The organism is Caulobacter sp. GSs2 (assembly GCF_058680895.1).
This window is the reverse complement of the sequence record NZ_CM178725.1, coordinates 207,632-221,678: the sequence shown is the minus strand read 5'-3', so window position 1 is coordinate 221,678 and position 14,047 is coordinate 207,632. Positions and strand designations below refer to the sequence as shown.

Below are 14,047 nucleotides of genomic sequence, written 5' to 3'. Positions count from 1 at the left end.
GATGCGGCGCGGAGCAATCCTTGGCGCGTCAGTGCTGGCCATCGGCCTGACGACGGTCGGCGTAGCATCCGCGCGTCAGTCGAGCGCGCCGGTCGCCCCGCAAGCGCCGGCGGCTCCAGTCGCGCCGACCCCGGATGCGCTCCAGCCGCGGGTGGCCGTTCCTGCGCCACAACCCGATCCCCAGGTCCAGCAACCGGTCGCCAAACCCGCCACCACGAAGGCGGTCACACCCGCCAAACCTGCTGAACCTGCCAAGCGTGGTCGCTCGTCGGTCGCCATTATTCAGGCGCTGGACAAGGTAACGACCGAGACGATGCGCTTCGAAGCGCCCGTCGGTCAGCCCATTCGCTACAAGACCCTGATCTTCACCGTTCGGGCCTGCGAAACTTCGGCTTCTGACGAGGTCGCGCCTGAGTCGACGGCCTATGTGATGGTCGACACCCAGCCCAAAGCCGTGGCCGGACGGGTCGCCCCTCCGGGACGTCAGGTCTACAAGGGCTGGATGTACGCCAATTCGCCGGGCATGAACCCGCTGCAGCATCCGGTCTATGATGCTTGGTTGATCGCCTGCAAAACGTCGGCGCCCGTCGCGCCGGCCGAGAAGCGGTAGAAATCGGCCTGGGCCGGCCAGGCCTTGACCAGACGACGCCGATAGTCAGCGCGTGAGATTTCGACGGCGCCAAACTGCAGCAGATGATCGGTGATGAACTGGGTGTCGAGCAGCCGATAGTCGCCGACCTTTAGTCGCGCCACCAGATGGGCCAGCGCCACCTTGCTGGCGTCGCGCTCGGTGGAGAACATGCTCTCGCCGAAGAACGCCGCGCCCAGTGACACCCCATAGAGGCCGCCGACCATCTGGCCGTCTCGCCAGCATTCGACAGAATGGGCCAGACCCCGCGCGAAGAGTTCGCCATACAACTGCTGGATCGGCGCGTTGATCCAGGTTTCCAGTCGGCCTGGACGAGACGTCGCGCAGGCCTCGACGACGGCGTTAAAGGCGCTGTCGATCCGAACCTGAAAGATGTCGGAACGAACGGTACGCGCGAGCCGACGGGGCATGTGCACGCTATCCAGCGGCAACACACCCCGTCGCTCGGGATCGATCAGAAAGATGCTCTCGTCATGGCGGGCGTCGGCCATCGGAAAGACGCCGCGCTCGTAACAACGGATCAGATCATCGACCGTGAAGGCGTCCATGCGCGCCCCCGCCAGCCCTAACCCTGCGCCTTGATCCAGCGCTCGAGCCAATGGATGTCGTAGTCGCCGGCCAGGATGTCAGGCTGAACCAGCAGGTCCTGGAAAAGCGGGATCGTGGTTTCGATGCCGCCGACGACCATCTCGCCCAGGCAACGCTTCAGGCGCGCGATGCACTCCTGACGGTCGCGGCCGTGGACGATCAGCTTGCCGATCAGGCTGTCGTAATAGGGCGGGATCGCATAGCCGGTATAGATCGCCGAATCCAGGCGAACGCCCAGCCCGCCCGGGGCGTGGAAGTCGGTGATCGTGCCGGGCGAAGGCGTGAAGGTCCGCGCGTTCTCGGCGTTGATCCGGCACTCGATGGCGTGGCCTTCGAACACAACCTCGGCCTGGGTGAAGGACAGCGGCAGACCGGCGGCGATGCGGATCTGCTCACGCACCAGGTCAATGCCGGTGATGGCTTCCGTGACCGGGTGTTCGACCTGCAGGCGGGTGTTCATCTCGATGAAGAAGAACTCGCCGTTCTCCCACAGGAACTCGATGGTGCCGACGCCGAGATAGCCAATGGCCTTGACCGCATCGACGACGATCTTGCCGATCTTGGCGCGATCGGCTGCGCCGAGGGCGGGCGAGGGGGCCTCTTCCAGCACCTTCTGGTGGCGACGCTGCAGCGAGCAGTCACGTTCGCCCAGATGCACGACATTGCCATGGCTGTCGGCGATGACCTGAATCTCGATATGGCGCGGCTTCTGGAGGTAGCGCTCCATATAGACCGTGTCGTCGCCGAAGGCTGCGCGGGCTTCCGAGCGGGCGGTCGAAACCGCCTCGGCCAGATCCTCGCGCGTCTGGGCGACCTTCATGCCGCGACCGCCGCCGCCGGAGGCGGCCTTGATCAGGACAGGAAAGCCGATGATGTCCGCAGCCGCAAAGGCTTCTTCCTCGGTGGCGAGGCCGCCATCCGAACCGGGAACCACCGGAATACCCGCGTCCTTCACGGCCTGTTTGGCAGTAATCTTGTCGCCCATGAGCCGGATGTGCTCGGGCTTGGGGCCGATGAATGTGAAGCCGTGGGCGCCGACGATTTCGGCGAAGCGGGCGTTTTCCGACAGGAAGCCGTAGCCAGGGTGAACCGCCTGGGCGCCGGTAATCTCGCACGCGGCGATAATCGACGGGATGTTCAGGTAGCTCTTGGCGGCGGGAGCTGGGCCGATGCAGACACTTTCGTCGGCCAGGCGCACCCACATCGAGTTGGAGTCGGCCTCGGAGTGGACCGCCACGGTGGCGATGCCCATTTCCTTGCAGGCACGGTGAACCCGGAGCGCAATCTCGCCCCGGTTCGCGATCAGGATCTTGTCAAACATGATCGTTACTCGATGACGACGAGGGGCTCGCCGAACTCGACCGGCTGAGAGTCACCGACAAGAATCTCGACGACCTTGCCGGCCTTGGGGGCCGCGATCGGGTTCATCGTTTTCATGGCCTCGACGATCAGCAGGGTCTGGCCGGCCGCGACGGTGTCGCCGACCTTGATGAAGGCGTCCGCGCCCGGCTGGGGCGACATGTAGACAGTGCCGACCATCGGCGACTTGACCAGATCGCCAGCAGCGCGGGCGGCAGGCACAGCGGTTTCAGCGACCGGCGCGGCGGCCGCCATCGGCGCGGCCTGGGGCGCATAGGCCTGGGGGGCCTGGACATAGGTGGTGGCCGTAGCGGCCACGGTCAGTTCACGAGCCACGCGGATCTTCAGGCCGGCATGCTCGACCTCGATTTCGCTCAGGCCGGTGTCCTTCAGGATGTCCGCAAGTTTGCGGACCAGGCGGGCGTCGATCGACGGAGTCTCGACCGGATCGGCGGAAGCCTTGGGATTGGACATTGAAGCTACCTTGTTCTCTTGGCTCGCGGCGACTGAACGCCGGCGGGCTGGACCTAGTTCGCGCCGATCAGGCCGATAGCGGCCTGGATCGCCAGTTCATAACTCGCCGCGCCGAAACCGGAGACGATCCCTGTGGCCGCCAGCGAGACATACGTATGGCGACGGAATTCCTCCCGCGCCGCCGGGTTGGACAGGTGGCACTCGATCACCGGAATGCTCAAGGTCTTGAGCGCGTCCAACAAGGCGATCGAGGTGTGGCCGTAGCCTGCCGGGTTGATGATCAGGGCGGAGGCAGACACACGCGCCTCCTGCACCCAGTCGATAAGCTGGCCCTCATGGTTGGATTGCCGGAAGACCACCGAATGGCCGTGCAAAGCCGCACGCGCATCGCAACGCGCCCGGACATCGTCCAGCGTGTCCTTGCCATAGATCTCGGGCTCACGCGTTCCCAACAAGTTGAGATTGGGGCCGCTCAGCACATGGATCGGGTTTACCATTCGGCTCCGCCGTCGATTCCGATGGTCTTGTATAGCCGGTTCTGCCGGGTCACAAGCAGCGCTCGCTCAGGAGGTGAGATGAAGCTTTTGCTGAATGGGGACGAACGGGAGATCTCCGGGGTTTCCAGCGTCGCCGATCTGGTCGCAGCGCTGGGTCTCGACTCGCGAAAGGTGGCCGTGGAACGCAATCTGGAGATCGTGCCGCGCTCGACCTATGCCGAAACGGCGCTGGCCGATGGCGACCGCATCGAGATCGTCACATTTATCGGTGGCGGCTGACCTCGAGGTTTGAAACCGCGCCTGACGGGGCGTAAACCAGCCGCATGAACGCGCATGTTTCCCCCGACTCCGCCCTGACGTCCGACGATAGCTGGACAGTCGCCGGCCGCACCTTCACCTCGCGCCTGATTGTCGGCACCGGCAAGTATAAGGACTATGCGACCAACGCCGCCGCCGCCGAGGCGGCCGGAGCCGAGATCGTCACCGTGGCCGTGCGCCGCGTAAATCTGACAGATCCCACCCAGCCGCTGCTGGTGGACTACATCAAACAGGACCGCTTCACCTACCTGCCGAACACAGCGGGGTGTTTCACCGGCGAGGACGCTGTGCGGACGCTGCGCCTGGCCCGTGAGGCCGGCGGCTGGGACCTGGTGAAGCTGGAAGTGCTGTCCGATCCCAAGACCCTCTATCCCGACATGGAAGAGACCCTGAGGTCGCTGAAGCTGCTGGTCGCCGAAGGCTTCCAGGTGATGGTCTATTGCTCGGATGATCCGGTCTATTGCCGCAAACTGGAAGAGGCCGGCGCCGTGGCGATCATGCCGCTGGGTGCGCCGATCGGCTCGGGTCTCGGCATCCAGAACCGGGTCAACCTGCGGATCATCATCGAGAACGCCGGCGTGCCGGTGCTGGTCGACGCCGGAGTCGGCACGGCCTCTGACGCCGCGATCGGCATGGAACTGGGCTGCGACGCCATCCTGATGAACACCGCCATCGCCGAGGCCAAGGATCCAATCCGCATGGCGCGCGCGATGAAGCATGCGGTCATCGCCGGCCGGGAAGCCTATCTCGCGGGCCGGATGCCCAAGCGGATGTACGCCGATCCCAGCTCGCCTCTGGCGGGGCTGATCTAGCTCTTCTTGAGCGCCGCTGCGGCCTGGGTCTTGGCGATCGCCAGTTTCAGGGCCTGCATGTCCGCGCCGGGGATAACCGTGTCGCCGACGATGTAGACGGGCGTGCCTTCGATAGCCAGCGACTGGGCCAGGCCATGGGTGTCGGCCAGATGCTGGGTCACCGCGGCTGAGGCGCCCGCAGCGCGGGCCTTGGCGACATCAATGCCGAGCCCTGCCGCGATTCGGTAGGCGCCGGCCTCGTCCAGGCTCTTCTCGGCCATCAGCGCCCGGTGCAGTTGCAGCGTCTTGCCCTGTTCCTTGGCGCCCAGCATCAATCGTGCTGCGGCTTCGGAATCGCGGCCAAAGATCACGAAATCCTTGAACACAAATCGCACATCCGGATTTTCGGCGATCAGCTTGAGCACCTCGGGGGCGGCTACCCGGCAATAGCCGCACTTGTAGTCGAAGAACTCGGTGACGGTGACCGACCCGTTGGGATTGGCCACGAAGTCGCGCGGGTCTCGCTCGATCGCCTGGCGATACTGGCCGATGGCCTTGCGACCGGCCTCCGCGGTCTTGACCGCCTGCTTCTGTTCCAGCTTTGCGCTGACCTCCAGCAGCACCTCGGGGTGCTCCAGCAGGTAGGCGCGCACCCTGTCGCCAAATTCCTTGTCGGCCTTGGCTGGCGCGCAGGCGCCCAGGAGCAGGCCCGACAGGGCGAGCGAAGCGGCGAAGGCGCCGGCGCGGCGGGACAGGGTCATGAGGGTCTCGAAATCAGAGTGGGGAATCAGCGGCGGAAGACGGACTGGGTCGCGCCTTCCTTGGCCAGATCCTTGAGGTCCTGGTTGCTGGGGCGCGAGGCCAGGACGATGTCGGTGGCGCGCCGCCATTCAGGCGTGTCCTTGGTCAGGAGTTCGCGGGCACGCATAGCGAAGACGCGGGCTTCCTGGGGCGCGCCCATGGAGAAGTACTGCTCTGCCGTGGCCAGTCGGGCGTCGCCGTCCTTGCCCTGCTTGTCATAGGCCTGGGCTAACAGACGCCAGGTTACGGCATTGTCGCTATCGTTGCGCAAGGCGCGTTTGAGTTCACGCACGCCTTCCTCGACCTTGGCGGGCTCTTTCTGGTTGATCAGGGTCTGGCCAAGATTGATGCGCAGCAGCGGCGCGTCAGGCTTGAGCGCCACGGATCGGCGCTGAGGCTCCTCGGCCTGTTCGACGCGGTTGAACTCGAACAGGATTTGCCCCTTCAACTCCCACAGATAGGGGTTGTCGGCGTTGTCGACGAGCAGGCCTTCGATCAGCTTCAGGGCCCGGTCGGGCTCCTTCATCTGGTAGTAGGCAATGGACCGTGCGTAACGCGCCGGGAAGCTGTTGTCGTTTTCCTTGTACTTCATCAACGCGACTTGCGGATTGAGGAAGCCTTCCAGCTTGGCGCGCATGATCTGGTGTTCAGCCAGGTCGGCAGGGCTGTCGACGGCGTCGTAGTGCGACTGGCGTTCGACCCGGCTGCGCAGAGTCTCGATCCGCTCCGACGACAACGGGTGGCTGCGGAAATAGGCGAAGCGCCGAGCCTGATCGAAAACTTCCTGATAGCGGAAGTTGTCGAAGAACTCGACGAGGCCGCGCCCAGATTGACCCGTAGCTTCCAGGAAGCCGGCGGCGGCCTGGTCAGCGCGGGATTCCTGGTCGCGGCTGTAGCCTAGCGCACCAAGCGTCCCGAAATACGAAGCGTTGCCCAACAGCACCGCACCTGCGTCGGGCGCGCCCGCCAGGGCCGCCAGCACGCCCAGACCCATGGTCAGGATCATGGGCTTGAGGCCCGCGCGCATCATCTCCGCCGAGCGGATAGGGTGCCCGCCCGCAAGGTGCCCGGTTTCGTGGGCGATGACGCCCTTGAGCTGGTTGGGGGTTTCGGTCTGCAGGATCAGGCCGGTATTGAGGCCCATCATCAGGCCCTGGGTCGCGAAGGCGTTCAGCGACTTGTCGCCGACCAGCAGGATGCGCACGGTCTTGGAATCCAAGCCCGCCGCCTCAAACAGGGGGTCGGCGTCGCGATGCAGGATTTCTTCGATTTCGGTGTCGCGGATCAACGACGGGCCTTCCTGGGCGGCGGCCGGCGTCGCAGCAGAAAGGCTCAAAGCCGCGACCACCGTCACGGAGCAGAAGGCGCGCAACCTCTTTTCAGCCCACAGCATGCGGGAGGTCATTCAACGTCTCCAGTCGCGCCCCCGCGATTGAGGCGAGTGTAGCGTGGAATTTGGCGGCGTGTGAACCACCGCTGTCGTTCCGCGTCACTCGCAATATGGGCGTCGTGGACGGCCGGACCAGTGCCCGACCGTCCACGATCTTTCATCAGCCCCGGCGCCACCAGCCGCCGCGCGGCTTGACGGGGGGCGCGGTGATCTCAGCCGGATCAGGCTCCGCCGGCTCAAGAACCTTTTCCGCGACCGGTTCAGGCTCGGGGGCAGGTTGCGGCGCAGGCGCCGCAATGGGGGCGGGGGCGGGGGCGGGGGCGATGGGCGCTTCGGCCACGATCTCGTCAGGCGCCTCGACCGCGACCGGTTCGGCGACCACCTCGGGGGCGGCCGCTTCATCGGCGGCGGACTCGATCACGGCTTCAGCGGCCGGAGCATCGCCCTTGCGACCGCGCGTGCGGGGACGGCGGGCCTTCTTGGGGGCTTCGTCGCCTGGCGCCGGCAGTTCGACCCAGATGTCGCTGGGCGGAGCTTCAGCCACAACCGTCGGGATGGGCGGCAATTCGGCCTCGGCCAAGGCTTCGACCGGTGCGGGGCGCGCTTCACGCTCGCCACGACCGCGGCCACGGTTACGGCTGGAACGGCCTTCCGAGCGATCACCGCGCTCGGCCCGTTCGGGACGCTCAGCACGTTCCGGTCGCTCGGCTTGCGGCGCAGGCGCGGACTGTTCGGGCGCAGGACGGCGCTGTTCACCGCCACGACCATCCAGAGCGGCCGGATCGTGCCAGGCAAAGGCGCTGTCGCCGAACGGGACACGTGGGCGGATCCAGACGAAGGCGTCGGTCGGACGATCACCGTCCTCGCGACCGCCACGGCGGCCGCCACGGCGTCCGCGACGGCGACGGCGGCGGCGGGCTTCCTCGTCCTCGCCTTCGACGGCGAAGTCGCCGCGATCGGCATCTCCGTCCTCGTCGCCTTCGACGTCGTCGATAGCCTCGACCTCGCCCTCAGGCGCGGCGTCGGCGTCATCGCGCCGTCCGCGACGGCGGCGCTTGCGCTTGCGATTGCGATCGCCTTCGTCTTCCGCAGCTTCGGCGCGCGGCTTGCCGCGCGGGGCGGCGCGGACGGCCGGCGCGTCGTCATCGGAATCTTCGCGTTCGACGGCCTCATCGTCGAAGATTTCTTCGTCCTCGTCTTCGTCCTCGTCGTCATAGACCTCGTCTTCGAAGTCGTCATCCGACACGGGCGGCGGGGCGATGGCGATACGTTCGCCAAGCTCGGTGCGCTCGATCTCGTTCTCGGCGGCGTGCAGGCTCTCGTCGACCAGCACGGTCACGAACAGGCCGTGGGTCTGTTGCAGGCGCACCAGATAGGCGCGCTTTTCGTTGAGGATGTAGATGCCGACCGCGCGCGACACCTTCAGGGTGATCGCGCCGCTGCCCTTCAGGGCCTCGACCTCGACGGCCCGCAGGGCGGCCAGGGCGCTGGATTCGACCGAGCGAACCCGGCCGGTGCCTTCGCAGTGTTCGCAGACGTGGGTGGTGCCTTCCAGCACGCCGGTGCGGCGACGCTGGCGGCTGATTTCCATCAGGCCAAAACCGCTGATCTTGCCCATCTGGATGCGGGCGCGATCGTCCTTAAGAGCGTCCTTCAGGACCTTCTCGACGGCGCGGTTGTTCTTGCCTTCATCCATGTCGATGAAGTCGATTACGATCAGGCCGGCCAGGTCACGCAAGCGCAGCTGGCGAGCGGCTTCCTCGGCGGCTTCGGTATTGGTCTTCAGCGCGGTCGCTTCGATGTTGCGCTCGCGCGTCGCCTTGCCCGAGTTGACGTCGATGGCGACCAGGGCTTCGGTCTGGTTGATGACCAGATAGCCACCCGACCGCAGGGGAACGACCGGCGAATAGATCTGCGCCAGGTGATCCTCGATGCGGTGCTTGACGAACAGCGGCGCCGGATCGCGGTAGTGGAAGACCTTCTTGGCCTGGCTGGGCATGAGCATGCGCATGAAGTCGCGCGCTTCCTTGAAGCCCGCTTCACCCTCGACCCAGATGCCTTCCAGCTCCTTGTCGTACATGTCGCGGATGGCGCGTTTGACGAGGTCTTCTTCCTCGTAGATCAGCGCAGGCGCCACCGAGTGCAGCGTGGTCTCGCGGATGTTTTCCCACAGGCGCAGCAGGTAGTCGTAGTCGCGCTTGACCTCAGCCTTGGTGCGCTTGGCGCCGGCCGTGCGGATGATCAGGCCCATGCCCTGCGGCACATCCAGGCTCTGAACGACGCTCTTGAGGCGCTTGCGGTCAGTGACCGTGGTGATCTTGCGGCTGATGCCGCCGCCACGGGCGGTGTTGGGCATCAGGACGCCATAGCGGCCGGCCAGCGACAAGTAGGTGGTGAGCGCAGCGCCCTTGTTGCCGCGCTCTTCCTTGACCACCTGGACCAGCATGATCTGCCGGCGGCGGATCACTTCCTGGATCTTGTACTTGCGCATAAGGCGGCGCTTGCGGCGCGCCAGTTCTTCTTCGACGGCGTCTTCCTCGTCGTCGACGTGATCGCCATCCTCGTCATCGCGACGCGCGGAGACGTGGTCGTCCTCGTCGTCGTGCGAATCATCACGCATCAGCGCTTCGCGGTCGGCGACCGGAATCTGATAGTAGTCGGGATGGATCTCGTTGAAGGCGAGGAACCCGTGGCGGTTGCCGCCATATTCGATGAACGCAGCCTGGAGGCTGGGCTCAACGCGGGTCACCTTGGCGAGATAGATATTTCCGCGAAGCTGTTTGCGGGTCTGGCTTTCGAAATCGAATTCTTCAACCCGGGTTCCGTCCACGACGACCACACGCGTCTCTTCGGCGTGTGCTGCGTCGATCAGCATCTTCTTCGACATTAAGGGAATCTCCACGGCGCACGGCGGGCTCATGGCCCGGTCGCCGAAATGAAAGACAGGCGCGCGCGTCACCGCCCGTCGCTCCGCCAGTGCGGTTGCGAGAGGTCGGATGCCAATGGCGGACGGGTGCGGCGCAGCCCATGAGGTTTCTGTTCTCTCCACCGCGCCGTGAGGCGCGGACTGGATGGTTTACCGGGTCGCGCCGGAATGACGCTGATCGGAGGGCGCGTCGTCGCCGGGAAGGCGGAGAGCCCGACGCGGGCCCTGCGGACCGGCCCTGCGGCAGGCGTCTGCCTGCGAACGAAGGATCGATCCTAGGATAACTCGTCTAGTCGCGGCGCACGAAACGAAGGAGGCGAAAGGCTCCAATCATCCCGCGGTCGCTCGCGCGAGCTTCCATGACGATCACGTCGCTCGCACGCAGATGAATTGTAGCAACATCGCGAGGCAAAAGGAAAGCGCTGGACAACAAGGTCAGGTTTAACGCTTTCGCTACCGGGCGTGGCGGATATTGACGGCTGGTTCACCGGCACCGGAATGCTTGGGCGAGGGATGCTTAGAGTTCTCATCGGGTTAGCGCGAACGGGCTGGTTGAGGGCCGCGTTAATCGTCGGCGGCCTGACCGTCGCCGGCGTCGCTGTCGCGACCGCCCAAGGCCCCGCACCGGCCGCTGGGGTCCAGAAAGTCCGTTTTGGCGGCGATCGGGCTGAAACCCGTGTGGTCATCGATCTTGATCGCGCCGCTGTGGGGCGTCTGATCGCTGACGGCGCCCTGGATCAACGCATTGTCATTGGACTACCCAATGTTTCGGTCTCGGGTGACCTGCAGGGGGCGGGCCAGGGTCTGGTCAAGCGCTGGATCATCGACGAGGCCGGCGGTGGCGCTCGCCTTCGCCTGGACCTGTCGGGCCGTGCTGAAGTGCGCCGGCGCTTCCTTTTGCCGCCCGGCGACGGCGCGACGGCCTATCGTTATGTCATAGACCTGAAGGCGACCGACGGCGCTGCGCCTGAGGCCGCGCCGAAGCTCACGCTCGTCTCCAGCCCGGTCAAGGCCGCTCCGCTGCGCTTGAAGAAGGTGATCGTCATTGATGCCGGTCACGGCGGCAAGGATCCCGGCTCGCTGGGCGCCTCCGTCTACGAGAAGGATGTCACGCTCGCGGCCGCCAAGGCCCTGAAGGCTCGTCTGGAGAAATCCGGCCGCTTCCAGGTTGTGATGACCCGGGAGACCGACACCTTCATTCCGCTGGAAGCGCGGGTGCAGATCGCCCGCCGCGCCGACGCCGACCTGTTTATCTCCATGCACGCAGACTCGGGTCCCGACGTCACCACGCGCGGCGCCAGTGTCTACACGCTGTCGGAAAAAGGCACCGAGCGCGTGGCGCGGGTGCTGGAGAAGGACGACTGGCTGATGAAGGCCAGCCTGCCGGGCCGCGATCGCGCCGTCAGCCAGATCCTGCTGGACCTGTCGCAGCGCGCCACCAAGAATCGCTCGGCCGCCTTCGCCCAGCTTCTGCTGGAACGCGTGGGCGAGGAGACGCCGCTGCTGCGTCGCAGCCATCGCGACGCCGGCTTTATTGTGCTGTTGGCGCCCGATGTCCCAGCCGTGCTGCTCGAGATGGGCTTCATCACCAATCCGGAGGATGAGCGGTTGTTGAGCAACCCCGCCAGCCGAACCCGAGTGGTCAATGCCGTCGGCGACGCCATCGAGTCCTATTTCGCCGCCCAGATCCGCAAATCCTGAGACGTGCGCGCCGTTGGCGCCCGCAGCGATGCAGGCTAGAGGCTTGAGGCAGAGTCCGGGCGCGAGGGTGCGGCCGCAAAACCGCTTACACTTTTGTGGAACGGGCTCTAGAGGATGAGAGCAGGGCGGGCGAGTGTGCGTCGTCCAACGGAGGCCCCGTGGATCTGAAACCCACCGAACGATGGATGGCCATCGCCGGCGTAGCGGTGCTTTCCGCGATCGCCGTGGCGGGCTTCGCGATCGCGATCTACGCGGCGTGGCTGTTCCACGACATGCCCGATGCTGGCGAGCTGCAGGACTATCGTCCGCCGACGGCGACGCGCGTCTATGCGTGGGACGGCACCCTGATCGGCGAATACTCCAAGGAACGCCGGATCTTCGTTCCCTATGACCAGATCCCGCCGCAGCTGGCCCAGGCCTTCATGGCTGCCGAAGATCGCAATTTCTTCCGCCACAGCGGCGTCGATGTGGGCGGCTTCTCGCGCGCCATGCTCAAGAACGTCGGCAACGCCGCGCGCGGCAAGCGCCTGGAGGGTGGCTCGACGATCACCCAGCAGGTCGCCAAGAACGTGCTGCTGACCAGCGACGCCACGGTCGGTCGCAAATTCAAGGAAGCCATCCTTGCTCACCGTCTTGAGCAGTCGCTCGACAAGCAGCAGATCCTTGAGCTGTACCTGAACGAAATCTGGCTCGGCTATCGCTCGTTCGGCGTCGGCGCGGCCTCGTACAACTATTTCGGCAAGTCCCTGCCCGAGCTGACCCTGGCGGAGTGCGCCTATCTGGCGGCGTTGCCCAAGGGGCCCGACAACTATCATCCGATCCGCAACAAGGCCAAAGCCAAGGTCCGCCGCGACTGGATCCTGGACCAGATGGCCGAGTTGGGCTGGGTGTCCCAGGCTGACGCCGATAAGGCCAAGGCCGAGGATCTGGTCGTCCAGGCCGCGCCCAAGCGCGCCGCCTATCGTGACGCCGACTATTTCGTCGAGGAAGTGCGCCAGCGCGGCGTCGCCACCCTCGGCCCGCGCCTCAGCGAGGGCGGCTACTACATGCGCACGACGCTGGACCCACGGATGCAGACCGCAGCCCGCGTCGCGTTGATGGATGGTCTCGAAAAGTACGACCGCCGCCACGGTTGGCGGGGCGCCTGGGGACACGTCGAGGCCAGTGACGCCGACTGGGAAAAGGCCGCCCGCGCCAAGAGCCCGCCGGCCGAACGCCAGGGCTGGCGAGCGGCCGTGGTCGTTTCGGGCGATGGCCGGGTGCGGCTGATCAAGAACGAGGGCGAAGACGCCATCGTCGGCGAGGACCTGGCCTGGGCCCGGGCGGGCAAAGGTCTGAAGCCCGGCGACCTGATCTTCGTCGAGAAGGTCGAGGGGGCGTCAACTTACCGCCTGCGCCAGGTGCCCGCCGTCAATGGCGCGCTGGTGGCCATCGAGCCCTACAGCGGCCGCGTGGTCGCCCTGGTCGGCGGTTACAGCTTCTCACTCTCGAACTTCAATCGCGCCACCCAGGCGATGCGTCAGCCAGGCTCGGCGTTCAAGCCGTTTGTCTATGCCGCAGCCCTCGAAAATGGCTATACGCCGGCTAGTGTGATCGTCGACAGCGCCATCACATTGAAGGGCGCGAATGGCGAGGACTGGAGCCCGGAGAATTACCACAAGGAGTTCTACGGGTCGCAGCCCCTGCGCAAGGGTCTGGAGCAGTCGATCAACGCCATGACCGTGCGTCTGGCGCAAAGCGTCGGCATGAAGAAGATCATCGAGTTCTCAAAGCGCACCGGCGTCGTGCGCGACATGCAGCCGGTGCTGGCCATGGCGCTGGGAGCGGGGGAAACCACCCCCTTCAAGCTGACCTCGGCCTATGCGCCGTTCGTCAATGGCGGTCGCCGCGTAGAGCCTCACCTGATCGAGTTGGTGCAGGACCGCGAGGGCAAGGTCATCTTCCGCGCCGACAAGCGCGACTGCGTCCGCTGCACCGCCGGCTTCAACGGCGACGAGAGCCCGCGCTTCGACGCGCCGGGCGAGCAGGTCATGGATCCGGTCACGGCCTATCAGATCACCTCGATGCTGCAGGGCGTGGTTCAGCGCGGCACGGCGGCGGCAGTCAGCTCGCTGGGACGTCCCCTGGCGGGCAAGACCGGAACCACCAACGAGTACCGCAGCGCCTGGTTCGTCGGCTACTCGCCCAACCTAGTGGTCGGGGTCTTCATCGGCTTTGACGACAACCGCTCGCTGGGCGAGGGCGAGACAGGGGCCGCCGGTCCTGTGCCGGTGTTCATGGACTTCATGCGTGAAGCCTTGAAGGGCCAGCCTGTTGTCGATTTCAAGCCGCCGAAGACCGCCAAGTTCGCCATGGTGCGCGGGATCCGCGAAGCCTTCCGGCCTGGGACCGAGCCCAAGACCGAGGTTCCTGCAGCTGCGGCAGGACCACAACCCTATTCGGACACCTGGCCCAATGGCGTGCCTACCGGCGCCACGAGCGCCGCTGACGCCGCAAAGCCACCGCCAAAGGCGCCTGACCCGCTCAGCGGCCTATACTGATCCATCATCGGCG

13 protein-coding genes are annotated in these 14,047 nt (G+C 65.7%); 5 read left to right on the top strand and 8 right to left on the bottom strand.

Annotation, left to right across the window (positions count from 1 at the left end; translation table 11 throughout):
* Window positions 1–31 precede the first annotated feature (31 nt).
* A complete protein-coding gene (locus ACW17Z_RS01080) occupies window positions 32–610 on the top strand; it encodes a DUF2155 domain-containing protein (protein WP_492057262.1) in 579 nt (192 codons plus the stop codon).
* Here ACW17Z_RS01080 and aat read toward each other — a convergent pair.
* Genes aat through ACW17Z_RS01060 form a run of 4 tightly spaced genes read right to left on the bottom strand, consistent with a single transcriptional unit; the run spans window position 547 to window position 3,567 of the window.
* Complete coding sequence (gene aat / locus ACW17Z_RS01075) at window positions 547–1,197, bottom strand: leucyl/phenylalanyl-tRNA--protein transferase (RefSeq protein ID WP_419316867.1); 651 nt, start codon at window positions 1,195–1,197, stop codon at window positions 547–549. The two genes, ACW17Z_RS01080 and aat, sit on opposite strands and share 64 nt — an antisense overlap.
* Window positions 1,198–1,214: 17 nt before the next feature.
* Window positions 1,215–2,558: an acetyl-CoA carboxylase biotin carboxylase subunit gene (gene accC / locus ACW17Z_RS01070; RefSeq protein WP_492057261.1), complete on the bottom strand. Its 1,344-nt coding sequence runs from the start codon at window positions 2,556–2,558 to the stop codon at window positions 1,215–1,217.
* Between the two features lie 5 nt (window positions 2,559–2,563).
* A complete protein-coding gene (gene accB, locus ACW17Z_RS01065) occupies window positions 2,564–3,070 on the bottom strand; it encodes an acetyl-CoA carboxylase biotin carboxyl carrier protein (RefSeq protein WP_492057260.1) in 507 nt (168 codons plus the stop codon).
* Window positions 3,071–3,123: 53 nt separating this feature from the next.
* The gene (locus tag ACW17Z_RS01060) at window positions 3,124–3,567 is read right to left on the bottom strand and encodes a type II 3-dehydroquinate dehydratase (protein ID WP_419316865.1); all 444 of its coding nucleotides are present in this window, start codon (window positions 3,565–3,567) and stop codon (window positions 3,124–3,126) included.
* 78 nt (window positions 3,568–3,645) lie between these two features.
* Here ACW17Z_RS01060 and thiS point away from each other — a divergent pair, with 78 nt between their 5' ends.
* Both thiS and ACW17Z_RS01050 read left to right on the top strand, forming a co-directional pair.
* Window positions 3,646–3,846 carry a sulfur carrier protein ThiS gene (thiS, locus tag ACW17Z_RS01055; protein WP_419316864.1) on the top strand — a complete coding sequence of 67 codons (201 nt, stop codon included), beginning with the start codon at window positions 3,646–3,648 and terminating at the stop codon, window positions 3,844–3,846.
* 44 nt (window positions 3,847–3,890) lie between these two features.
* On the top strand, window positions 3,891–4,697 hold the full coding sequence (locus tag ACW17Z_RS01050; protein WP_419316863.1) for a thiazole synthase: 807 nt from the start codon (window positions 3,891–3,893) through the stop codon (window positions 4,695–4,697).
* Here the strand turns inward: ACW17Z_RS01050 and ACW17Z_RS01045 are convergent.
* The 4 genes from ACW17Z_RS01045 to ACW17Z_RS01030 form a co-directional block, all read right to left on the bottom strand.
* On the bottom strand, window positions 4,694–5,437 hold the full coding sequence (locus ACW17Z_RS01045) for a DsbA family protein (RefSeq protein WP_419316862.1): 744 nt from the start codon (window positions 5,435–5,437) through the stop codon (window positions 4,694–4,696). The two genes, ACW17Z_RS01050 and ACW17Z_RS01045, sit on opposite strands and share 4 nt — an antisense overlap.
* A 26-nt stretch (window positions 5,438–5,463) precedes the next feature.
* Window positions 5,464–6,882, bottom strand: coding sequence for a M48 family metalloprotease (locus ACW17Z_RS01040; RefSeq protein WP_419316860.1), 1,419 nt, complete (start codon window positions 6,880–6,882; stop codon window positions 5,464–5,466).
* A gap of 145 nt (window positions 6,883–7,027) precedes the next feature.
* Window positions 7,028–9,754 (bottom strand): Rne/Rng family ribonuclease, encoded by a 2,727-nt coding sequence (locus tag ACW17Z_RS01035; protein WP_492057259.1) that lies wholly within the window; start codon window positions 9,752–9,754, stop codon window positions 7,028–7,030.
* Window positions 9,678–9,896 carry a hypothetical protein gene (locus ACW17Z_RS01030; RefSeq protein ID WP_419316858.1) on the bottom strand — a complete coding sequence of 73 codons (219 nt, stop codon included), beginning with the start codon at window positions 9,894–9,896 and terminating at the stop codon, window positions 9,678–9,680. The genes ACW17Z_RS01035 and ACW17Z_RS01030 overlap by 77 nt, the downstream gene beginning before the upstream one ends.
* Before the next feature lie 410 nt (window positions 9,897–10,306).
* Between ACW17Z_RS01030 and ACW17Z_RS01025 the strand changes: the two genes are divergently transcribed.
* A complete protein-coding gene (locus ACW17Z_RS01025) occupies window positions 10,307–11,494 on the top strand; it encodes an N-acetylmuramoyl-L-alanine amidase family protein (RefSeq protein ID WP_492057258.1) in 1,188 nt (395 codons plus the stop codon).
* Window positions 11,495–11,652: 158 nt separating this feature from the next.
* On the top strand, window positions 11,653–14,034 hold the full coding sequence (locus ACW17Z_RS01020; RefSeq protein ID WP_492057257.1) for a penicillin-binding protein 1A: 2,382 nt from the start codon (window positions 11,653–11,655) through the stop codon (window positions 14,032–14,034).
* Window positions 14,035–14,047 lie beyond the last annotated feature (13 nt).